Origin of the sequence: Cystobacter fuscus (genome assembly GCF_002305875.1) — a bacterium.
GTDB classification, from domain to species: Bacteria; Myxococcota; Myxococcia; order Myxococcales; family Myxococcaceae; genus Cystobacter; species Cystobacter fuscus_A.
In genome coordinates, this window is sequence record NZ_CP022098.1 from 239231 (window position 1) to 261865 (window position 22635).

Annotated in this window: 17 protein-coding genes; 9 read left to right on the forward strand and 8 right to left on the reverse strand. The window is 69.1% G+C overall.

The window, feature by feature from the left end; all coding sequences use genetic code 11:
- Nucleotides 1–12: 12 nt before the first annotated feature.
- From CYFUS_RS01035 to CYFUS_RS01050, 4 genes are all read right to left on the reverse strand, one after another.
- On the reverse strand, nt 13–681 hold the full coding sequence (locus CYFUS_RS01035) for an Abi family protein (protein ID WP_157758155.1): 669 nt from the start codon (nt 679–681) through the stop codon (nt 13–15).
- A gap of 345 nt (nt 682–1026) precedes the next feature.
- Nucleotides 1027–1422, reverse strand: coding sequence for a universal stress protein (locus CYFUS_RS53725; RefSeq protein ID WP_095983509.1), 396 nt, complete (start codon nt 1420–1422; stop codon nt 1027–1029).
- Between the two features lie 52 nt (nt 1423–1474).
- Complete coding sequence (locus tag CYFUS_RS01045; protein ID WP_095983510.1) at nt 1475–2197, reverse strand: SAM-dependent methyltransferase; 723 nt, start codon at nt 2195–2197, stop codon at nt 1475–1477.
- Between the two features lie 4 nt (nt 2198–2201).
- Nucleotides 2202–2963: an SDR family oxidoreductase gene (locus CYFUS_RS01050; RefSeq protein WP_095983511.1), complete on the reverse strand. Its 762-nt coding sequence runs from the start codon at nt 2961–2963 to the stop codon at nt 2202–2204.
- Between the two features lie 66 nt (nt 2964–3029).
- On the opposite strand from CYFUS_RS01050, the gene CYFUS_RS01055 reads away from it, so the two are divergent.
- Nucleotides 3030–4349: a DUF4032 domain-containing protein gene (locus CYFUS_RS01055; protein WP_420042675.1), complete on the forward strand. Its 1320-nt coding sequence runs from the start codon at nt 3030–3032 to the stop codon at nt 4347–4349.
- A 19-nt stretch (nt 4350–4368) separates the two neighbouring features.
- On the opposite strand, the gene CYFUS_RS01060 is transcribed toward CYFUS_RS01055, so the two are convergent.
- Nucleotides 4369–4947, reverse strand: coding sequence for a nucleotidyltransferase family protein (locus CYFUS_RS01060; protein WP_095983512.1), 579 nt, complete (start codon nt 4945–4947; stop codon nt 4369–4371).
- Between the two features lie 178 nt (nt 4948–5125).
- Between CYFUS_RS01060 and CYFUS_RS01065 the strand changes: the two genes are divergently transcribed.
- The 4 genes from CYFUS_RS01065 to CYFUS_RS01080 all read left to right on the forward strand — a co-directional run bounded on the left by CYFUS_RS01065 (nt 5126) and on the right by CYFUS_RS01080 (nt 10401).
- Nucleotides 5126–6319 carry an XdhC family protein gene (locus tag CYFUS_RS01065; RefSeq protein ID WP_095983513.1) on the forward strand — a complete coding sequence of 398 codons (1194 nt, stop codon included), beginning with the start codon at nt 5126–5128 and terminating at the stop codon, nt 6317–6319.
- A 108-nt stretch (nt 6320–6427) separates the two neighbouring features.
- On the forward strand, nt 6428–7582 hold the full coding sequence (locus CYFUS_RS01070; RefSeq protein ID WP_157758156.1) for a serine/threonine protein kinase: 1155 nt from the start codon (nt 6428–6430) through the stop codon (nt 7580–7582).
- A complete protein-coding gene (locus tag CYFUS_RS01075) occupies nt 7579–9417 on the forward strand; it encodes a serine/threonine protein kinase (protein ID WP_095983515.1) in 1839 nt (612 codons plus the stop codon). Before CYFUS_RS01070 ends, CYFUS_RS01075 begins: the two co-directional genes overlap by 4 nt.
- A gap of 84 nt (nt 9418–9501) precedes the next feature.
- Complete coding sequence (locus CYFUS_RS01080) at nt 9502–10401, forward strand: DUF2381 family protein (protein WP_095983516.1); 900 nt, start codon at nt 9502–9504, stop codon at nt 10399–10401.
- Between the two features lie 22 nt (nt 10402–10423).
- On the opposite strand, the gene CYFUS_RS01085 is transcribed toward CYFUS_RS01080, so the two are convergent.
- Complete coding sequence (locus CYFUS_RS01085; RefSeq protein ID WP_095983517.1) at nt 10424–11188, reverse strand: hypothetical protein; 765 nt, start codon at nt 11186–11188, stop codon at nt 10424–10426.
- Nucleotides 11189–11610: 422 nt separating this feature from the next.
- Between CYFUS_RS01085 and CYFUS_RS01095 the strand changes: the two genes are divergently transcribed.
- Nucleotides 11611–11811, forward strand: a complete 201-nt coding sequence (locus CYFUS_RS01095) for a hypothetical protein (protein WP_095983519.1) — start codon at nt 11611–11613, stop codon at nt 11809–11811.
- 1247 nt (nt 11812–13058) lie between these two features.
- Here the strand turns inward: CYFUS_RS01095 and CYFUS_RS01105 are convergent.
- Both CYFUS_RS01105 and CYFUS_RS01110 read right to left on the reverse strand, forming a co-directional pair.
- Nucleotides 13059–14255: a suppressor of fused domain protein gene (locus CYFUS_RS01105; protein WP_095983521.1), complete on the reverse strand. Its 1197-nt coding sequence runs from the start codon at nt 14253–14255 to the stop codon at nt 13059–13061.
- Between the two features lie 156 nt (nt 14256–14411).
- Nucleotides 14412–16769, reverse strand: coding sequence for a glycogen debranching protein (locus tag CYFUS_RS01110; RefSeq protein WP_095983522.1), 2358 nt, complete (start codon nt 16767–16769; stop codon nt 14412–14414).
- A 226-nt stretch (nt 16770–16995) separates the two neighbouring features.
- On the opposite strand from CYFUS_RS01110, the gene CYFUS_RS01115 reads away from it, so the two are divergent.
- The 3 genes from CYFUS_RS01115 (at nt 16996) to CYFUS_RS01125 (ending at nt 22629) form a co-directional block, all read left to right on the forward strand.
- The gene (locus tag CYFUS_RS01115; protein WP_095983523.1) at nt 16996–18033 is read left to right on the forward strand and encodes a Gfo/Idh/MocA family protein; all 1038 of its coding nucleotides are present in this window, start codon (nt 16996–16998) and stop codon (nt 18031–18033) included.
- 26 nt (nt 18034–18059) lie between these two features.
- Nucleotides 18060–18701 (forward strand): HAD family hydrolase, encoded by a 642-nt coding sequence (locus CYFUS_RS01120; RefSeq protein ID WP_095983524.1) that lies wholly within the window; start codon nt 18060–18062, stop codon nt 18699–18701.
- 253 nt (nt 18702–18954) lie between these two features.
- Complete coding sequence (locus CYFUS_RS01125; protein WP_157758158.1) at nt 18955–22629, forward strand: FG-GAP-like repeat-containing protein; 3675 nt, start codon at nt 18955–18957, stop codon at nt 22627–22629.
- The last annotated feature ends 6 nt before the right edge of the window (nt 22630–22635 follow it).

Genomic DNA, 22635 nt, shown 5'->3' on the forward strand with positions numbered 1-22635 from the left:
ACGACCTCTCCTCTACTTGACATCCTGCTCGTGCGCCGTGGGCCCCTGGGCATGGATTTCCTCGAAGGTATGAGATGAAGGGAAGAGACGAAGCAGGTCCCGGTCGAACCACGTCAAGGTGTCCCGGAGATCGTCATTACGCTGCGGCAGGTGCTGCAAGCGCCAGATGGGCTCATGGTGGAAGACTCGGTTGCGGAGGCGGCGGACCGTATGCATGCGGTTGGAAACCGCTTGGCGAGTCCGGTGTTTGCGAGGCATGCCAGGAAAGACGGCGGCGAGGAGCTTGGGCCAGAGCACCTGCTCGTACTCCGTGCGCAGCAGGCCCGTCCAGAAGCCGAAGCTCAGTTCTGCGACCATGCGGTTGGGCTCCACCGCGACCCCTCTCTTGCGCAGGGCTTTCTTCGCGGCTTCGATCGCCTCTTGCTCATCAGACTTGAGCACGGAAGGAGAAACGTCGAACCAAGCCGGAGTGCTGTACATCCCCGTGAGGGCCATATGGAGGCTGTTGCGGAAAGCGACTTCCAGATACCCCAGGACCGGATAGAGCGACATGCACAAGGCGACGTTCCAGCGGTAGCGCCCCAGCAGCATCCGGTGCGTATCAGTAGGAAGCAGTCGGTAGGCCTCCAGCCGAGCGGACGACAGCAGGCTCGTCAGCAGCGTGGCAGATATGGGTTGCATGGGGGCCTGATTCGACATAACTTCCTTTCACCGTCCCCGGGACAGTCCTCTCCCAGCCAGTAGGTGCTGGTGTATGACCCCCGGGGTTTTTCTTTTTGCGGGCATGCCCACATCCTGGTGGGTCGAGTCCGCCGCTTCCCTATGCATCAATCGCCGCAACCTGGGCGTTAAGCAAGGCGCTCCCCTGCCCGTGCTGGAGCATTCCGTAACGGTGCCCGGAAAGTCCCAGGCATGCCTAATGTGCGGAGAACAGTAGGGCTAGCGGCTCCCTGTGTCAATGCCTAATGGACGGAGAACGCCTTTCGCCGTCCCGCGGACCCGTCTAAAAAGAGGACGATAGGAGCCTCACGGCTCGGGCGGGCGCACCACGGGCCGGTCCGCGCGTGTCATCACCGCCAGTGCCACCGAGGCCATCTGCGTCTTCTTCAACCCGCCGCGCCTGTGCGTGCCCACGCACAGCACGTCCGCGTCCAGACGCTGCGCCGTCTGCAGGAGCGTCGTCGCCACGTCCTTGCCCCGCAGAAATCTCCACCTGCACCTTGCGCCCCTGGGCGTCCGCGTCCTGGCGCAGGAATTGGTGCAGCCGCTGAGGGGATCTCGCGCTCCTGCTTCGTCACGTGCTCGGCCTCCCACGTAGGCCTCGTACACCGTGCCCCCGTCGGGCAGCCGTGAGAAGGCACACAGAATGACCCGGTTGGTCGCCTCGGACCAGTACCGAGGGCAGCGCCGGAATGGGCGCATCCGGGCCCCGCGCCGCCATCGACACGGTGCGGTGTAAGACCGCGAGGCGGCCTCATGTCTCCTCGTCCGGGCCGGTGTCGCCGGGCTCCGTATCGCCCAGGGGCATGCGCAGGGCGCGGGCCTTCCTCGCGCGCTTGCGGCTGAGCTCCACGCCCACCGCGTCCAGCCCCAGGTCATTGGCCACGGCGAGCACCGTGCCATGGCCGCAGAAGGGGTCCACGATGCAGCGCGTGGAGGTGTTCTCCAGCACATAGCGGCAGGCGGCGAGGCACGCCTCCACGCCCATGCCGCGCGTCCACGTCACCTCGCCCGCCTGGGGGAGCACGTCGGGGGTGGAGCGCGACAGGTCGGCGCGCACTCCGCGCGAGAAGCACAACAGGTGCGAGTACGCGGGGCGCCCGAAGGTGGTCTGTCCCGCCGGGGCGCGGCACACCACCTTGTGCCAGAGCAGGGCATGTCCCCGTTGCTCGGCGGCCTTCTGCACGAGGTAGCCCTTGTCCACCCACGTCCCGTCCTTCTTGATGTCCGTCTGGTAGAAGATGGTGACGCCCTCGTCCGGGCAGCGCGAGAGCACGAGCTCCGCGGTGCGCACGAACCAGTCCTTCCACTCGGAGAGGGTGAGGGTGGGGAACTCGGACACGTCGGGCATGGAGGTGATGAGCGAGCACCCCTCGAGCACGCCCCGCGCCTCCAGCCACGCGAGCGCATCCGCGCAATGCACCGTGCGCTCGCCCCGGGGGGCCTCCCGCTCCGCTCGCTGTTCTTCCGTGGCCATGCGCTCAGCGCCGCTTCACGTTGAAGGGGCCGAAGCCCTGGTCGGCGGGCATGACCTCGATGACGTTGATGTTCACGCGCGCGGGGCGGGTGACGCACCACACCACCACGTCGGCGATGTCCGCGGCGGTGAGCGGCTCCATGCCCTCGTACACCTTGCCCGCCCGCTCGGTGTCTCCCTTGAAGCGCACCAGCGAGAACTCCGTCTCCACCATGCCGGGCTGCACGTCCGTCACCCGCACGCGCGTGCCCGCCAGGTCCGCCTTCAGGTTCTGGGAGAACTGGTGCACGAACGCCTTGGTGGCCCCGTACACGTTGCCGCCCGGGTAGGGGTAGGTGGCCGCCACCGAGCCCAGGTTCACCACGTGCCCCCGGTTGCGCCGCACCATGCCCGGCAGGAGCGCGCGCGTCACGTACACGAGCCCCTTGCAGTTGGTGTCGATCATCGACTCCCAGTCCTCCAGTGACGCCTCGTGCGCGGGCGCCAGCCCCAGCCCCAGCCCCGCGCTGTTGACGAGCACGTCCACGTCGGCGAACCCAGGCGGCAGGGAGGCGAGCGAGGACTCGACCTGTTCGCGCGAGCTGACGTCCAATACGAGACAGTGGGACGGGGTAGGGAGGCGTGCGGCGAGGGAATGCAACCTGTCCTCACGGCGTCCCACTAGGATGAGGCGCGCGCCTTCCTGGGAGAGCGAGAAGGCGCAGGCTTCACCAATACCCGAGGTGGCCCCGGTCACCAGGGCCGTCCATCCTTGAAGCGTATTCATGGCCGCCGATCCTAACGGTGTGGGGGAGGAGTGCACGTGTCTCATGACACCCGGAGTCTGATTCCCGTGGGTTCTCGCGTTAACATGGGCGTCATGACGCCCGCTCGTGCTCTCAACGCGATCCACCTGCGCCAGGGTCATCCCGACTTCCTGGATCTGCCCTGGCACCTGCCGCTGGAGGCCTGGACCCGCGAGGTGTGTCCGCGCCTGGTCGAGGTGCCGCGCGGTCTGTCGCGGCACACGGTCGTCTTCGTGAGCTACGGGGCGGAGATCTACGCGCTCAAGGAGCTGCCCATGCCCATCGGGCAGCGCGAGTACGACGTGCTGCGCGGCCTGGAGGAGCGGCGGCTGCCCTCGGTCACTCCCGTGGGGCACGCGCGCGTGCGCGCCCCGGATCAGCCCGGCAACGAGGTGGCCATCCTCTTCACCCAGTACCTGAGCTCGTCGCTGCCCTACCGCGTGCTCTTCATGAACAAGGGTCTGGAGCGCTACCGCGAGCGGCTCCTCGACGCGATGGCCAGCCTGCTCGTGCGCCTGCACCTGGGTGGCTTCTTCTGGGGCGACTGCTCCCTGTCCAACGTGCTCTTCCGCCGCGACGCGGGCGAGCTGCAGGCCTACGCGGTGGACGCCGAGACGTCCGAGCTGCACACGAAGCTGTCCGACGGCCAGCGCGAGCTGGACTTGATGATCATGGAGGAGAACGTCACCGGGGGCCTGGCGGACCTGGCGGCCATGGAGGAGGTGGAGCTGCCCGCCTCGCTCGACGTGTACGAGACGGCTCCGAGCATCCGCCAGCGCTACGAGCGGCTGTGGACGGAGATCAACAAGGAGATCCCCATCTCGCGCAGCGAGAGCTACCGCATCCACGAGCGCATCCGCGCGCTCAACGACCTGGGCTTCTCGGTGGGCGAGGTGGACCTGGTGGCCAGCGGCGACGGCAGCCAGCTGCGCATGCGCACCATCGTCACGGATCGCGAGTACCACCGCCACCAGTTGCACAACCTCACGGGCCTGGTGGCCGAGGAGCGCCAGGCGGCGATGCTCCTCAACGAGGTGCGTGAGCTGAAGGCCACGCTCACGCGCGAGCTCAACCGCAGCGTGCCCCTGAGCGTGGCGGCGTTCCGCTGGCTCGACGAGCGCTTCCGTCCCACTCTCAACAAGTTCCAGAAGGACCTGGGCCCGGCGGCGGACGAGGCCGAGCTGTACTGCCAGGTGCTCGAGCACAAGTGGTTCCTGTCGGAGAAGGCCAAACGGGACGTGGGCCTGGATGCCGCCATCAAGGCGTACGTGGCGCTGCGCCGCGAGCAGCCCGCCCCCGCGCTCCTGCGCTCGGAGAGCGCCCCCCTGCTCGTGGAGTCCACCGCGCTGCGGATTCCGTCCGCGTAGCGCGCGTCCGGGCGGCGGCTCAGCCGGGTCCGCCTCCCCGCTCGAGCCGCTCCACGTCCGCCTCGGTGTCCACGTCCAGGCCGCCGCCCTCGAGCGTCACCGGCTCCACCCGGCGTCCCCGGAACACGGCGCGCGCTCCCTGGTCCCCCCTGAGCGCGAGCAGCTCCGGGAGCAGGGCCGGGGAGAACAGGGCGGGCACCCCCACGACGCCCTCGTAGGCCGACGCGACGATGGGCGCCCCCGTGTCGCGCCAGGTGTGGGCCAGGGCGCGCAGGTGCTCGGCCGTGAGCAACGGCTGGTCGCACGTGAGCACCAGCACCGCCGTGTCGACGCCCGTCAGCCCCTGGCGGATGGAGCTGGCGATTCCCTCCTCGGCGCGCGGGTTGTGGACGCAGGTGACGGGCAGGGAGGCCACGGCCCGGGAGACGTCCTCCGCGCGCGCCCCCGTCACCACCCGCACCGGGCCCAGCCCCGACTCCACCGCGAGCCTCGCCGCCCGGTGCACGAGCGTCTCTCCCCGCCACTCGACGAGCTGCTTGGGCCGGCCGAGCCGCGAGGAGGCCCCCGCCGCGAGCACCACCACCGTCACCGCTTCCATGCGCGCACCCTTCCTCCTCCCGGAGCGGGGGGACTTCCCTCGGAGTGGAGCCTGAATGAGATTGGCGTCGAAAACACCGGGGAGCTAGGTATGACCCCCCCGTATTTCATGCCACGGCCCGGCGTGTGCGACACTGTCCGCCCTGCTGGACGGGAGCTTCGAGGAGGTAGGTCGCCCCATGCGAGAGTTGAGCGAGGTCCTCACCGCGTACAGGGCGGCCCGGGCGAGTGGAGAGCCGCTGCTGCTCGCCACGCTGGTGCGGGTGGAGGGCTCGACGTACCGGAGGCCCGGCGCGCGGATGTTGATGACGGGCGAGCGTCAGCTCGCGGGCGGCATCAGCGGTGGGTGCCTCGAGTCCGACGTGCTGCGCAAGGCGCTCTGGCGCACCGAGCAGGGCGAGGCGGTCGTCATCCAGTACGACTCGCGCGCGGATGACGAGTTCGCCTTCACCATGGGCCTGGGCTGCAACGGGCTCGTCGAGCTGCTCCTGGAGCGGTTGGATGGCTCCCGGCCCCACGTGCTGGACTTCCTGGAGCGCAGCCAGGCCGAGCGGGTGACGGCGGCGATCGCCACCGTGGTCGTCTCCGGCACGGGGCGCGAGCGGGTGGGGGCGCGGGTGATGCGCGACGCGCTCGGGCGTACGGACTCGAGCGTCCAGGACGAGGCCCTGCGCGCGCTGTTGCTGGAGGACCTGGCGCAGGCGCTCGCGAGCGGCCGCTCGGGCTACCAGCGCCGGGAGACGGACACGTGCGTGGTGGAGGTGGCCATCGAGGTGGTGCCTCCGCCGGTGCCGCTGGTGCTCTTCGGCACGGGCTTCGACGTGCACCCGGTGGTGGAGCTGGCCAAGAACATCGGCTGGCACGTGACGGTGGTGGGCACGCGGCCCTCGGGCAACCTGAAGACGCGCTTTCCCCGGGCGGACGCATGGGTGGGCGCCCGCGCCGGCATGACGCTGGACTCGCTGAACCTGGACGCGCGCACGCTCGCGGTGCTCATGACGCACAACTTCACCGAGGACGAGGAGTTGCTCTCGCGGCTGCTGCCCTCGCCCGTGCGCTACATCGGCGTGCTGGGTCCCCGGCGCCGCCTGGAGCGGCTGCTCACGACGCTGGAGGGGCAGGGCGTGCGGCCGACGGCCGCGCAGCTCGCGCGGTTGTACGGGCCGGTGGGGCTGGACATCGGGGCGGAGGGGGCGGACGAGATCGCCCTGTCGATCGTCTCGGAGCTGCAGTCCTTCGTCGCCGGACGCGAGGGCGGGGCGCTGCGCCAGCGCACGGTGCCCATCCATCCGGACCCGGAGCCCTTCGTCGCGCGGCCCCTGCCACGCGCCGCGGAGAACATCGTCCAGGCCACCTGCGCCCTGGAGTCCTGATGCATCCACCGAGGGGTGCCTGACCCTCCAGGTCATTCCGGAGGACGTCACATTAAAAGTAGGGTGGACCCGTCCTGGCGAGTCATGTCGCCAGATGGAGGTCACCCCATGTTCGGTTTCATCCCGTCCCGGCACCGGCGCGTCCCGCCCGGCACGGGGCAGCTGCTCTTCCGCGAGGAAGGCGTCGAGTACGAGCAGATCAAGTGCGTGGGGGCGAGCCCCTACGGAGAACTCATCTTCCTGGCCTGGCGGCACGCCGCGCGCCACGGCTCCACCCCGGTGGTGGTGAAGAGCCTGGGCGGCCTGCAGCCCTGGAAGTCGCGCCGGCGCCTGGAGGAGGAAGCGCGGCTCCTGTCGGGGCTCGTGCATCCGGGGATCGCCCGCGTCCACGGCTACCACTCGCGTGGGACCCAGCACTTCACGGTGTCGGAGTTCATCGAGGGCCACTCCCTGACCAAACTGCTCGGCTACGCGGCGCTGCGGGGCAGGCCCCTGAGCGAGGAGTTCGCCCTGTATGTCTGCGCCCAGGTGGCCGGGGCCCTCCACGCCGCGCATTCCAGGCGGGGTGGGGACTTCCCACCCTGGGGCCTGGTTCATCGGAACGTGAGCCCGGACAACATCCGGGTGGACCGCGACGGCCAGCCCAAGCTCACCCACTTCGATCTCGCCGGGTGTCCCCTGCCGGGGCGCGAGACGCTCACGGGGCTGTCGGATCCGCTCGGAGACCCCGACTACGCCGCGCCCGAGCGGCTGTGCTCGCGGCTGATGCGCACGAGGCCGGAGGCGCGGATGGACCTGTTCTCCCTGGGGCTCGTGCTGCTGGAACTGCTCACCCACCAGCACCTCTACTACGTGGCGCCCGTGGACCAGCGCGTGGCGCGGATCCTCCTGCTGCTCCGGCTCGCCGTCCACCCCATGTCGCGAGACGAGGCCCGGTCGGTGGATCAGCTGGCGATCCGGGCCGAGCTCTTCCGTCCCAGTGACGTGGAGTACGCCGCGCGGAACGTCTCGGAGCCGGTGAAGGCGGTTGTCCACACGTTGCTGCGCCAGGATCCCGGGGAGCGCTACGTGACGGCCGCCGAAGTGCAGGCGGAGCTGCTGCGCTGCCTGAAGGGCCGGAGCTTCTGGTACGGCGCCTGGCGGGCCGCGCGGGAGGTCCGGCAACTGGAGCGCGAGGTGGCCCGCCTGCCGCACGAGGCCCAGACCGTGGGCTCCTACAGTGTTCGCGGTGGAGACTCCGCGCGCTCCACGACGACCCGATGAGCCGGGAGGAAGGACAGGCCCGGTGGGGCGTCCACCCGCGCGGCGTCTTCGTGCTCCGGCGTCCGAGGAGCTGGCGGCGGGAGCGCGCCCGGGCGTTCGAGTTCCCGCGCCCGGGCGTGGACGTGGGCGGCTACCACCTGGAGGCGCGGCTGGGGACGGGAGGACAGGGCAGCGTGTACCGGGCGCGCCGCGAGGGTGGGGTGTTCGCGGTGAAGCTCATTCCGCTGGCGCTCGCGCGCACGTGGGGGCAGCGTGAGCTGGAGGTGATGGCGCGGCTGAAGCTGCCCGGTGTCGCGGCGCTGGAGGGACATGGACACTGGCCCGCGGTGGCCCCGCGCTTTCTCTTCCTGGTCACCCGGTACGTGAAGGGCCGCACGGCGTACGCCTGGGCGCGGGAGACGAATCCCTCGGCGCGCGAGGTGGGGGAGAAGGGGCGGGCGCTGGTGGGGGTGCTGGAGGCGGTGCATGGCGCGGGCGTGGTGCACCGGGACGTGAAGGGCGACAACGTGCTGGTGCGCGAGGAGGGGGGAGAGGTGGTGCTGGTGGACTTCGGCGCCGCGAGCTACGCGAACGCTCCGCGTCTCACCGTGCTCCTGCCTCCGGGCACGCCGCGCTACCGCAGCCCCGAGGCGATGCGCTTCCTGCTGGGGCACTCGCGGGGCGAGCGCTACGAGTCCCCGCCGGGGGATGACCTGTGGGCCTTCGGGGTGCTGCTGTACTGGCTGCTCACGGGGAGCTGGCCCTTCGAGGGGACGGAGTGGGGGGCGGTGCTGCACCCGGAGCCGGAGCCTCCGTGTGCGCGCAACCCCCGGGTGCCCGCCGCCCTGAGCGCGCTGTGCCTGCGCCTGCTGGCGAAGACGCCCGAGGAGCGCTTCGCGGACGCGGAGGCGGTGGGCGAGGCCCTGGACGCGGCGCTGGCGGGGGCGGGGGCGGACTGGGAGGTGCCCTTGTGTGATGCGTATGGACCGGACACCGCCACCACGCACGAGGTGGCGCCACTGGAGACGGACGAGGCCCTGGCCCGCCTCGAGCGGCTGGCGGCCCATGCCGAGCACCACCCGGCCGTGCGGGGCCGTCCCGTGGCCAGGGAGGAGTCCCTGGGGCCCGGGCGTTCCCTGGGGGGGTGGAGGTGGGGGCTCGGCGGGGTGCTGGTGCTGGGGATGGCGCTCGGGGTAATTCAATCCCTCTCGGGCCAGGAAATGGCGCCGCCGGGAAGGCCAATGGACGCTGAGGGGGGCGCGGTGTCCTTTCCCGAGGAATTCATCCCCGCGCCCGTCGTGGTTCCCACGATGCTCGGTAAGGAAGACACGCGCTTGAACAAGGACACGAAGACGAAGAAGGCCCTCGGACGCACGGCCCGGGTGGTGGGGGCGGGGCTGGTGTGCCATGCCTTGACGGGGTGCCCGGCCCCTCAGCGGCAGGTGCTGGCCACTCCGGAGCCGGCCGCGTGCCCGGCGGGAGCGCTCGAGGCCATGGCCAACGAGCTGGCATTGCGCGTGGGGGAGAAGACACTGGTCTTGTTTGACAGTGAGCAGGTCAACAACGTCCCCGTGCAGGAAGGTCTCGCACACTTGGAAATCGACTTGCGACATGGTCGCTGGGCGGGGAAGAGCGGCATCTTCATTTCCGGGATGCTCACCCTGGGGCGGGACCGCGTGTATGGCCGTTTCACCCAGGCGCGCATTCAGGGCGGAGAGCCGTTTCCGGTCTGCCTGGAGCTGACGGACATGTTCAAGGGGGGGCGAGGCGTGCTCATCCGGGAGCCCGGCAGGAGTCCAGACACGGTCTTGATCTACTCCTCGGAGTATGTGGTTGCCGTGAAGCAATTCAAATGAAGGGAGTGCGGGTCAGGATGCTCTGGGTCCGCTTCCCGCCGCTTTCGCATCGAGGTTCAAGGCCCTGTGTTCACTTCACCTCTGATGTTGTTGCTCTTCATGGGGGCATCCGCTCCCTCCCAGATGTGTCCTCCTCCGGAGGATGTGGAGGGTCGATGCATCGAGTTGTCGGTGGGGGCGTTGGCGGAGATGCACGAGGTCCAGCTGAGTCCGGGATTGATGACGACATTTGTCTTCGACTCGGACGTGCGTCCGGACGGAATGACGCTGGAGGATTCCGGTCGATTCGAGGTGGCGGAGCTTGGAAGGCACACGTTGGCGCTCATGCCCGCGGAAAATCAGAGGAGCGAAAAGCCCGGTGCGTTGACGGTGTGCTTCGCGGATGACGCCGCACCTGCGTGTGCCTCCTTCCGGCTGCTCATGCATCCCGTGACGGCCGAACGGCAGGTCCGGGTTTTGCGCCACCCCCGCTCGGCGAGTTCACTGGAAGCGGAGTTGAGGCGAGTTCACGAAGAGAATGACCGGCTCCGCGCGGAACTCGCGAGGTTGAACGCCGGACGTGACACTCCGCTCGGACTCGCGGGGATGTTGGTGTCTGGAGTGATGGACGAGCGCGGAATGTCTTGTGTGCCCGGTGATACCGTCCAACCGTCGGGCTCGGTGTTGATCATGGTGGAGTTCTCCACCTGCCGAACTTCCATGAGGGCGATCATACGAGTACGGGTGCGGAACAAGGGTGAGACTCCCTGGGCTGCTCGAGGGGCGAAGCTGGTGGGCCCGAAGGGGGAAGTCTGGCGCGGTGCCGTGTGGCCCGAGGAGCCCATTGCTCCGGGTGAATTCGCTGACCTCTTCATCGAGGCGCGGGTCGAGGATGTGCGGATGGAGGGGCCCTTCGTCTTGAAGTTGTGGGAGGCGAACGGGTCACGCACCGTGCGGCTGGGCCGCGTGGCCTTTCCCGTGCTGGGGGCGGGGACGGCCTTTTGATGGCTCGGGTGGATCATCGAGGTCAATCAGTACTCGCGGTCCGATGGTTGGACTCGCATAGCCACAGTTCATCGGTGCGGTGCTTGCAGATGTACCCGTCTCCGCAGATGGAGGAATCCCCGGGTGTGCACTTCTTGCGACACTGGTACAGGTCACACACCGAGTCCTCGGGACAGAACGGACCTTCGGCCTGGGTATCACAGGGTTGTCGGCATCCCATCCACGCCTCGCCCGGAGACAGGGGGTAGTCGCTGACGGTGCAGACCTGTTCCTGCTCGCAAGGAGTCTGCTGACAGTTCTCCCCGTGTACCGTGGCGCAGATGGAGATGCGGGGAGCCACCGAAATGCACTGTTGTCCCTCGGGGCAGGTGCGCCCCTCACACGTGGGCTGACACACAGCACCGGTGGGCAGGTCCTGACAAAAGAAGCCCTCCGGGCAACTGGCGGGGTCGTCCGGCTGGCATGGGCGGCCGCACCGGTAATGGCAGCGCAGCCCTTGTTCACAGCCGTACTGCCGTTCGCGAGTGAAGCCCGCGCACACTTCTCCTTCCTTACGGTCTCCCACGAGGGAGCAGGCGTTGAGGAGGTCCTTGCCGCTGGCGGATGTATAGGTCTGGCAGGTGAACCCCTCCGGACACTGCGAGTCCGTCATGCATCTGCTATCCACACAGTAGCTGTGATGGATCACCATGCTGAAGAAGCAGCGCAGCCGCGGATCACAGTCCGCGTCTGTTTCGCAATCCCGGCCATAGGTGAGTGCGCTCTGCCTCTCGACCGGAGTCAGCATGGGAATGACATCCCGCTGCGGGGTGTGTGTTGGTTTCCAGCCAGGGACAAGTGAGGCGGAGGCGAGCAGCCATAGCATGGGGGAGGGGAGGAGAACGCCAACGAGGACCGTGCCCAAGATGCGCCAGTTCATGGATTGCGTCGCCTCGGCTCAATCGCTGGGCCGACATTCCTTTGGGCAGCTGGCCGAAGTCGTGCGTCCATTCTTGTTGGAGCAAAGTCGCAGCCATTCCTCCCTGGGCATGTCGCAGGAGAACACCAGTCCCCTGCTCCTTCGCTCCGCTTCCATGTCCTTGCGCAGGGCCATGTCCATGGTACCGCCCTTGACCCAGTCATGTGGGCACCCTGTTCCCCAGGTGACAATGAGTACCAGTGTCAGCACTCGGTGCATCATGGACTCGTCCCCCCCAACGTGATGCCGCATTGTATCACCGTCCGAGCTCGGTGTGGCCCGAGGAACCTGTTCCGCCGAGCAAATCCGTCGATCTCTTCATCGAGGCGCGGATCGAGGACGTGCGGACGGAGGGGCCCTTCGTCTTGAAGTTGTGGGAGGCGAACGGGTCACGCACCGTGAGGCTGGGCCGCGTGGCCTTTCCCGTGCTGGGGGCGGGGACGGCCTTTTGATGGCTCGGGTGGAGCATCGAGGTCAATCAGTACTCGCGGTCCGATGGTTGGACTCGCATAGCCACAGTTCATCGGTGCGGTGCTTGCAGATGTACCCGTCTCCGCAGACGGAAGAATCCCCGGGCGTGCACTTCTTGCGACACCGGTACAGGTCACACACCGAGTCCTCGGGACAGAACGGACCTTCGGCTTGAGTCTCACAGGGTTGCAGGCAGCCCATCCACACCTCGCCCGGAGACAGGGGGTAATCGCTGACGGTGCAGACTTGTTCCCGCTCGCAAGGGGTCTGCTGACAGTTCTCTCCGTGGACCGTGGCGCAGATGGAGATGCGGGGAGCCACCGAAATGCACTGCTGTCCCTCGGGGCAGGTGCGCCCCTCGCACGTGGGCTGACACACAGCACCGGTGGGCACGTCCTTACAAAAGAAGCCCTCCGGGCAACTGGCGGGGTCGTCCGGCTGGCATGGGCGGCCGCACCGGTAATGGCAGCGCAGCCCTTGTTCACAGCCGTACTGCCGCTCGCGAGTGAAGCCCGCGCACACTTCTCCTTCCTTGCGGTCTCCCACCAGCGAGCAGGCGTTGATCAGATCTTCATGGCTCCTGGTTGTGTATGTCTGGCAGGCGAAGCCCTCAGGACACTGCAAGTCCGTCATGCACCTGCTGTCCACACAGTAACTGTCCTGAATCACCATGCTGAAGAAACAGCGCAGCCGCGGATCACAGTCCGCGTCTGTTTCGCAATCCCGGCCGTAGGTGAGTGCGCTCTGCCTCTCGACTGATGTGAGCATGGGAATAACAATCCGGCGCAGGGGATGTGGCGGTTGCGCGCCAGAAACAAAAGAGGTGGATGCGAGCAGCCATAGCGAGGGGAGCGGCAGGAGAATGCCGATGAGGACGACCCCCAAGATGCGCCATTTCATGGATTGCATCGCCTCAATTCCTACTTGCGGGGTCGGCATTCCCGTGGGCACTCCAGCGAAGTCGTGTGTCCGTCTTCGTCGAAGCAAAGTTCCATCCATTCCGCCGTGGACAGGCGGCAAGGGAACACCAGTCCCCTGCTCCTTCGCTCCGCTTCCATGTCCTTGCGCAAGGCCATGTCCATGGTACCGCCCTTGACCCAGGCATGTGGGCACCCTGTTCCCCAGGTGACAATGAGTACCAGTGTCAGCACTCGGTGCATCATGGACTCGTCCCCCCCAACGTGATGCCGCATTGTATCACCGTCCGAGCAGGGACGGGCAGCCCGGCTCACCGGAGCCTGGGAAGCACGGACCTCCTCCTCGCCCGGGACAGGTGCTCCTCGCTGCTGTGCGAGAAGTAGCGCGCCAGTTGCTCCCGGCCCTCGGCTCCTCGCTCCGTCACATACGCGAACTCCGCCGGCAGCAGTGCCTTCACCGTGACGAGCCTCACGTCTCCCTCTGGCAGCGTGAAGTGTCCGGGCAGCGTCCCCGACTCCACGCCCAGCAGCACGCCCACCCGGCCCTCCTGGGTGACGAGCAACGTGGGCATCCGCTTGCCCGACACATCCAGGCAGAAGGGGCCCGCCTTCACCGCCTCGCGCACGGGCTCGCTCCGCGCCAGCTCATCCCCCACCCGCTGCAGGAGCTGGAGGGGCCAGTTCTTGTGCACCTCCTTCATCTCCGAGTCCGTCTCCAGCAGCAGCTCCAGGCCGAATCCCACCGAGGGCTCGTCATGCTCGGGGAAGGGGTCCGACAGCCCGTCCGTCACCAGCAGGGTGTTGCCCCCGGCGCGGCGCAGGACACGCCACGCCTGACGGTGGCCCGGCCAGAGCCCGTGGTCCATCAGGGGAATCCGCGCTTGTTCATCCTCCGCGCCCAGCGTGCGCCAGAAAGCCAGACGTGCCGTCTCGGCCCGCTCGCGCCGCTCCTGCACCTGACGCTGGGTCTCCACCGCGGCGCCCGCGTCAGCGCCCGAGCCCGTGGGAAGCTCCCAGAAGCGCAGGCCCGTGCCTCCCACCGCCTCCAGCGCCTGCTTCAACTCCTCGGTGACGAGCAGCGTCTGCCACCCCCGGGCGCGGAAGACCTGCGCGTCCCCCACCCGCGTGAAATCCAGCCGCGGCGGACCCGCGCGGTGGCTCGGCTCCTCCCACTCCGCCCTTCGCGTGCACACCAGGAGGAAGAAGGGCTCGGGATGGGCCTCGACCTGCACGGGCAGCAGTTGCGTGTCCCGGGACGCCCGCTCGGCGAAGACGGCCGCCAGCCGCGCGCTGACGACCGGGATGCCCACGCCCGCCTCGGTGAAGTCCAGCGCCACGCCGTCATACGCCCGGAGCGGCAGTCGCAGCGGCCCCTCGCACGTGACCGGCTCGCCCGCCGTGAACAGCGACTCCGCCAGCCGCTGGCCCCTCTCGTCCAGGGGCGCGTCCAGGTCCCAGCGCTCGGGGATGTAGAGATCGTCAGTGAGTTCGAAGTACCGCTTCGACATGGGAGGCGCCCTGACAGTCCAACCAGTGGACTTCTGAAGTCATGGCGAGGATACCTACCAAAGAAGTCCAGCCCTCCGCGAGCACGAAGCGTGGAAACACCACGGGGCGCGGCCCTTGCTGGCGCCGCGCCCCGTGCTCGAGCCCGCTGCTCCGCTCTACCTGGCGATCAGCAGCACGAGGCCCCGGGCGCACACGCCGTAGACGGTGTTCTCCCCGCCGATGAGCGTCTCGGCGCCGGGACTCGCCACCTGGCCCGAGCCCTCGGCCCAGTTGCACGTGTCCGTCACCCGGTACCAGCTCTTGCCGGCGAAGGGCCAGGGCAGCGTGAAGTTCACCGCGCTGCTCCAGCCGTTGTACGCGACGTAGAGGGCCGCGGCCGGGTCGCCGAACTCGGTGCCGTCGATGCGCCAGGCGAGGGCGTGGTTGTTGCCATCGCTCATGTACGCCGAGTCCGCCACTCCGCCGTCCGGGCGGAACCAGCGCAGCTGCTCCATCACGTTGCCGTTGGTGTCCGAGCCGCTGAAGAAGTTGGCCGGGCGCAGCGCCGGGTGCGCCTTGCGGAAGGCGATGAGCCGCTGGGCGAACGTCTTGAAGTTCGTCTGATCCGTCGTCAGCGAGTAGTTGAGCCAGTTGGCGCTGGAGTCCAGGTTGTAGGCGTTGTTGTTGCAGTTCTGGCTGCGCAGGAACTCGTCTCCGCCGTTGAACATGGGCGTGCCGGCGCTGAGCATCAGCAGGGCCAGGCCATTGCGCGCGGCCCGGCGCTGCTCCGCGCCCGCCCCGCCCTGATCCCACGACACGTTGTGGTCCTCGCCGCCGTCGGACGGGCCGTAGGGCCAGGGCTGGGTGTTGTTCTTGCTGTTGCAGCTGTACAGGTCCTTGAGGGTGAAGCCGTCGTGGGCCACCAGGAAGTTGATGGAGTGGGCGGGCTTGCGGCCGTCATCCCCGAACAGGTCCGACGAGCCCGCCAGCCGCGTGGCCAGCTCGCCCGGCGTCACCGTGGCCGAGCCGAGCTGGTTCTGGTCCTTGCGGAAGGTGTCGCGGTAGTAGCCGTTCCACTCGGCCCAGCCGCTCGGGAAGTTGCCCACCTGGTAGCTGTTGCCGCCAATGGCCCACGGCTCGGCGATGAGGTCCGCGCCCGTGCCGCCGCCCGGCGCGCGCGGCGACAGGTTGTTCCACACGCGGTTGAGGGCGTTGCCGCTGTCCAGCTTGTCGTAGTTGAAGCAGCCGTGCTCGCACGTGTTGCCCAACACCGAGGCCAGGTCGAAGCGGAACCCGTCCACCCCCAGCTCGTCCTTCCAGTACTTGAGCGAGTGGATGATGAGATCCTGCGCCACGGCGTTGCGCGTGTTGAAGTTGCCGCCCACGCCCGTGTTGTCCCAGTTGCTCTGCTTGTCGTTGGTGAGGCTGTAGTAGGTGGGGTTGTCCAGGCCGCGGTAGGTGAGGACGTTGTAGGTGCTCGTGTCCGAGCTGCTCCACGCGCCGCCCTCGCCCGTGTGGTTGTAGACCACGTCGATGAAGACCTTGATGCCCTGGGCATGGAAGGCCTTCACCATCTCCTTGAACTCGCGCGTGGGGCCGCCGGGGGTACGGTCCGAGGAGTAGCGCCGGTCTGGCGCGAAGAAGTTGAGGGTCATGTACCCCCAGTAGTTGTCGTCCTGGGTGGTGTTGGGGACCACGTCGTTGTCGTCGTTGTCCGTCTCCTGCACGGGGAGGAACTCGACGGCGGTGACGCCCAGCGCCGCGAGTGACGCGGCCTTCAGGCCCGCGCCCTTGTAGGTGCCCTGGTAGGCGGCGGCGATGCTCGAGTCACCCTTGGTGAGGCCGCGCAGGTGCACCTCGTAGATGATGTCGTCCTTGAGGGCGCGCGTGGGCTTGGTGCCGAAGCTCGTGGTGTCCGGAGCGAGCACGATGCCCTTGGGCGCCTGGGTGCCGCTGTCCTTGGCGCGGTGGGTGGGGCCGGATGCGAAGACGGTGCCGTCCGTGTTGCTCGGGTTGGTGGCGTCGTGGCTGAGCTCCAGCGCGTACGGGTCCACCAGGAGCTTGTTGGGGTTGAAGCGGTTGCCCTGTGCGTCCACGTCCGAGACGAAGCCGGCGGAGCTGCCCTTGGTCCAGGAGGCGCTGTAGGGCCAGTTGGGGCCCCAGGCGCGATAGCCGTAGTACACGGTGCCGGTGATGCCGGCGCTCGTCAGCGCGGAGACGGCCACCGTCGTGCTCCACACGTTGGTGGTGGCATTCTTGGTGAGGGTGTAGCGGGCCTTCTCCTGCGCGCCCTGGGCGGCGTTGTAGACGAAGACCTCGATGCGGGTGGCGCGCGAGGAGTAGACGCTGAAGGTGATGTTGCTCTGCGTCGCGTCGTACTGGGCGCCGAGCGTCCAGGACAGCCCCGCCTGGCTCACCTGGGTGTCGGAGGAGTCGGGCGTGGTGGGCTCGGGGGGCGGGGTGCCGCAGGACAGGACGGTGCCCGCGGCGACGAGGGCCCGCCAGGGGAGGCGGTTCGGAGAAGGAAGCTTCATGGTGGAACTCCCGGCGCGGCGGAGGGGTAGGCAGGCAGCGGGCCCGCGCCTGCCCGCGTCCCATTTTCCTGCACACCCCTGACTTGGGAGTCAATCCAGGGGGACCACGGCTCGGGAGAGGTGATGGCCAGCGCGCAGTCGGGACGCGCCGCGTCGTCACCCGGGGTCGCTTGAGCGCGGCGTGGAAGGGGCGCACGCGCGCGGGTCGGCTGCTAGGGTCGGGCGCATGAGTGTCTTTCCCTCCGCCCTGCCCGAGCCCGACATCACTCCCCTGCGCGGAGGGCCCGTGTTGCGCTGGGGCGTGCTCGCGCCCGGCCGGATCGCGGGGGCCTTCGTCTGGGCGCTCCACCAGCACACCGACCAACGCGTGCACGCCGTGGCCTCGCGCGAGCCCGAGCGCGCGCGGAGCTTCGCGGCGACGTATGGCATTTCACGGGTCCACGGCTCCTACGAGCAGCTCGTGGCGGACCCCGACATCGATATCGTCTACGTGGCCTCTCCCCACAGCGGGCACAAGGCGCAGGCCCTGCTCGCCATCGCCGCGGGCAAGCACGTGCTCGTGGAGAAGCCCTTCGCGCTCAACGCCGCCGAGGCCCGGGAGATCGCCCAGGCCGCGCGCGCGGCGGGCGTGTTCGCCATGGAAGCCATGTGGACCCGCTTCCTGCCGCAGACCGTCCTCATCGACCGGCTCCTGCGCGACGGCGTGCTCGGCGATCCCCGCCTCGTGGTGGCGGACTTCGGCGTCCGCTTCGACTTCGAGCCCGAGGGCCGCATCTTCAGTCCCTCGCTCGGTGGCGGGGCCCTGCTCGACCTCGCCGTCTACCCCCTGTGGTTCGCGCACTTCGTGCTCGGCACGCCCGCTCAGGTGCTCGCGACGGGCGTACTCGCGAAGACGGGCGTGGATGGGCAGACCGCGCTCGTGTTGACCACGGACTCGGGCGCGCAGGCGCTCGTGCACACCTCGCTCTTCATCGACACCCCCAACGAGGCGGCCATCAGCGGCACGCTCGCTCGCCTCCAGGTGGAGGCGCGGTTCATCGCCCCCGGGGGATTCACGCTCTCGTCCCCCACCGGGGAGACGCGGCTGCGCTGGAGTGATTCCTCCGCCTTGCGCGGCAGTGGCGGCCTCGCCTACCAGGCCACGGCGATCGCCCGGCACATCGCCGAGGGCCTCACCGAATCGCCCTTGCATCCGCTCGCTCGCTCCATCGCCGTGCTCGAAACGATCGACGCGGCGCGCCGGCAGGTTGGCTACGTTCCGTGAGTGGACGGGCCATGGGAGTGCCGCGGATGGTGACGGACGTCGTGTTCGATTTCGATGGGACGCTGGTGGACTCGCGCGCGCTGGTCCTCCGGCTCTACAACGAGATCGCCCGGCGCAGGGGCTTCAGCCTGTTGACCGCGAGCAACCTGGAGGAGATGCGAGGCCTGCCGCTGCTCGAGCGGGGCCGGCGCCTGGGCGTCTCTCCCTTTCACGTGCCCGGGCTGGTGGGCGAGTTCCTCCAGAACTACCGCAAGGAGCTGTCCGGGCTCGGCTTCTACGAGGGCATCCCCGAGCTGTTGAGCGAGCTGCGCGCCCGGGGGCTGCGGCTGAGCATCCTGTCCTCCAACGAGGAGTCGAACATCCGCGACGTGCTGCGGCGGCACGGCGTGGAGGACTGGGTGGTGGGCATCCAGGGCGGCAGCCGCGTCTTCGGAAAGGCCCGGCCGCTGCGGGCGCTGATGAAGCGGCGCGGCCTGTCGCGTGAGCAGCTCGTCTACATCGGGGACGAGCGCCGGGACGTGGAGGCGTGCCGGCAGGTGGGTGTGAGGATGATCGCCGTGTCGTGGGGCTTCGACTCCCTCTCCGCGCTGCGGGACGCGGGTGCGGAGGTGATCGTCGACTCCCCGGCGCGCATCCTCGAGTTCCTGGAGCGCGCCCCCGTCCCTTGAGGCGGAGGTGGCTACTCCAGCATCCAGTAGGGCACCGCTGCCGTGACGGGGTGTCATGGACAGCGGGACGGAGGTGCCACTCCTGGGTGTGGGGGCAGGCGTCCCCCATGCTAGCGAGACGGGCGTGATGGCGCCGTGACGGCTCAATGCGGTTGACGTGCCTGAAAACGTAGTGGAGATAACGCCACGCCTGCTTCCGCGGCGCACGCCGCTGCTTTCACTCTCAATCGGGGGGATTGTCATGTCACGGCACTTGTCTTTGTTTGTCGCGTGGATGGTGGTGGGGACTGCCTGCCAATCTGGCAATGGGCCCCAGCCGCCTCCGCCCAACCCACCCACGCCGCTCGCAGCGCCCTCGGCCCCGGGGCCGGTGGAGGCCGTCGCCGAGGTGGGCGGCGCCACGCTCACGTGGAGCGCCCCGGCCCAGGAGGGTGGAAGCCCCATCACCGGCTACCGGGTGGACAGCGAGCCCCGGGAGGCCACGCTGGCCGTCCAACTCGAGGCAACCACGGCCCGTGTCACGGGCCTGCACGCGGGTGTCACCTACCGTTTCTCCGTGGCGGCGGTGAACGTGGTGGGAGCGGGGCCGGCCACCTCATCGGCGGCCGTCACCCTTCCCGATGTCCCCGGAGCCCCTGTCCTGCTGTCCGCGAGGCGCGGCGATGCGGAGGTGGAGGTGACGTGGAAGGAGCCCGGGTCGGATGGAGGGCGTCCCATCACGGGCTACCTCGTCACCGCGCATCCCCAGGGCGTGCGGGTGAAAGTGGAGGCAGAGGCCCGCTCGGCCGTGGTGGGTGGGCTGACCAATGGCGAGCCCTCCACCTTCACGGTGCGCGCGCTCAATGCCGTGGGTGAGGGACTCGACTCCTCCGCTTCGGTGCGCGTGGTGCCCGCGACCGTGCCCTCGGCGCCCACGGAGGTGGAGGCCACCGCGGCCATCCGCGAGGCCACCGTCACCTGGAGCGAGCCCGCGAGCACCGGCGGGCTGCCCGTGGAGGAGTACGTGGTGACGGTCGAGCCAGGTGGCATGCGCCTGCTCAAGGGCGCCGAGGCTCGGAGCGCCACGGTCACCGGGCTGAGCAACGGCACGGAGTACACCTTCACCGTGACGGCGAGGAACGAGGTGGGCGAGGGCGCTGGAGCGAGCGCGTCCAGGCAACGCACGTTGAATGTGCCCCTCGCCCCCGGCGCGGTGAAGGCCACCGGGGGCGTGCGCTCGGCCACGGTCTCCTGGGAGGCCCCCGCCGGGGACGGTGGCTCCGCCATCACCGGCTACACCGTGGAGGTCCACCCCACGGGCACCCACGCGCGGGTGGGCGCGGAGACGCGTGAGGTGACGCTGCCGGAACTGCCCAGCACGCGCGCCTACACCTTCACCGTGTCCGCCACCAACGCGGTGGGAACCAGCGACGTGTCGTCCGCTTCATCCGCGGTGCGGCCCCTGCCGATGCCCGTGCAGGTGACGGCCCTCTCGGTGCCCTCCTCCCAGGAGGGGTGCCTCTCCATCTCCTACACGCTCCGTCAGCAGGATGGAGAGCGCGCCGACGTCATCGTGGAGGTGGACGCGAAGGGAGACGGTGCCTTCCAGCGCGTCACCCAGGCCGGCTCCACCGACCACGAGGGCCTGCTCGCGCGCGCCACCTCGCCGGCGGGCGCCCCCCACCGCTTCCTGTGGAACCGCGCCGTCGACGTACCCGGTGCCTCCACGGCCCGCGTGCGCGTGAGCGCCCGGGTAGGCGGCACCGGACAGGACTCGAGGACGGTGGCGCTGTCCCTGCCCGCGGTCGGTCCCCGCTGCGAGCCGCGGATGGACACCGGCCGCGTCAGCACGACGCGGGGCCATCCCCACTCGGGCACGGTGGGAGACTTCGATCGGGATGGCAAGCTGGACCTCGCCATCGTCGAGCAGCCCCACGGCTCCTCCCTGACGCTGTTGATGGGACTGGGCAACGGTGGCTTCCAGCCGGCCCGCCAGCACGAGCTCGGCTCCTACCTGGGGGTGAACACCCGGCCCGTCGCCGCGGACCTGGACGGAGACGGCTCGCCGGAACTCATCTGGGCGGGCATGTACCCGGGCCTGAGCGTGGCGAGGGGCCTCGGCAATGGCGCGTTCGACACCGTTCGCGCCTATCGCTTGGGATTCGGCTCGGGGAGCGAGAACACGCACCAGGGCGTCGCCGTCGCCGACTTCGACCGCGACGGCACTCCCGACGTGGCCGCGGTGGCGAGTGATGGCACCCTGGGTCTCCTGTTGAACCAGGGAGACGGCACGCTCGGCGACTTCAAGCCCCTGGGACGCATGGGCTCCTCGGGAGCCAGGCTCGCCCTGGCCGACCTCGACGAGGATGGCCACCAGGATCTGCTGGCCGCGGGCATCGGTGCGGCCTTCGCCGTGCTGTCCAACGGGGAGGGCCCCTTCCGCATCCAGCAGGTGCAGGGGGCGTTCCTGACGCACGACCAGGCGCTGGGGGACTTCGACAAGGACGGCCACGTGGACCTGATCACCGCCACGTCGCAGGGCAACACCACCCAGCTCTTCCTCTTCCGGGGAGACGGCCGGGGCGGCTTCTCCACGGCGGAGCGCGTGGCCTCGCTCCAGGATGACACCTTCTACTGGGAACATGCCTCCGTGGCGGCGGCGGACCTGGACGGAGATGGCCAGTTGGACCTCGCGGTGAAGGTCGAGGAGGACAACACCCTGGCCCTGCTGCGGGGACTGGGGGATGGAACCTTCGCGCCCGGCCCGCGGCTGCCCGCGGGACGCATGCCCTACTTCGTCACCACCGCAGACTTCGATGGGGACGGCGTGTCCGACGTGGCGACGCTCCAGCAGTCAAGCGACGACGCGCGCGTGTGGCTCGGTGGCCCGGGCCGCACGACCCAGGCGCTGCTCACCGGGCCTGGCAGTCACTTCGCCACGGGAGACTTCAATGGGGATGGCTGGACGGATGCCGTCACCTCCACGGGGCCGGGCCTGGACCAGGTGGGGGTGAGCCTCGGTGGCCCCGGGGGCCTGTTGCCTCGGCCCGCCGTGGCGGTGGGGTCCCTCGTGCACGAGCTGCTGGTCGCGCGTGTGGACGCGGACGCGGCGCTGGACGTGGTGGTGGTGCGCGATTCCACCGACGGGACCGTGGGGCTCCTGCTGGGCAACGGTGACGGCACCCTGCGTCCCGGCCCCGACCTCTCGCCTGGAGGACAAGTGCTACACGCCGACGCGGGTGACGTGAATGGGGACGGAAGGCTGGATCTCGTCTTCCGCACCCTGCGCGTGGAGGGCGACTCCTACCTGAACGAGGTGCGGCTGCTGCTCGGCCGGGGGGATGGCACCTTCGAGCCTCCCGTCGTCCTGAGCGCCGGAGACAGCCCGACGCGAGCGCTACTGGGAGACCTGGATCACAACGGCACGCTGGACCTGGTGGTGCCGCAGGGGTCGTATGGCCAGGTCACGAAGGTGCTGATGGGCCGCGGTGATGGCACCTTCACGGACGGAGCCACGCTGTCGCTCGGGTATGACGTCTACCTGAACGAACTGCGCCTGGCCGACCTGGACGACGATGGCTTCCTGGACGCCGTGTACAGCGGCCACGGCGTGTCGTACAGCCTCTACGTGATGAAGGGCACCGGCACCGGTCGATTCGCCCATGTCGGCACGTACCCCGCGGAAGGAAACTGCTCCGGCCTGGACGTGGTGGACTTCGACCAGGATGGATGGCGGGACGTGCTGTGCGCCAACCCAGGCATGGACTCGGTGTCCCTGCTGCGGGGCGTGGGCCAGGGAGTGCTCGCTCCGGCTCAGGTCTTCGGGGTCTACGAGTACGCCGCCATGGAGCTCGCGGTGCTGGACGCGAATGGGGATGGCCTGCTGGACCTGCTCCTCGGGAGTGGCCTGGGCCTCTCCGGGAAGACCGCGCTGCTCCTCCAGCACTGAAACCCC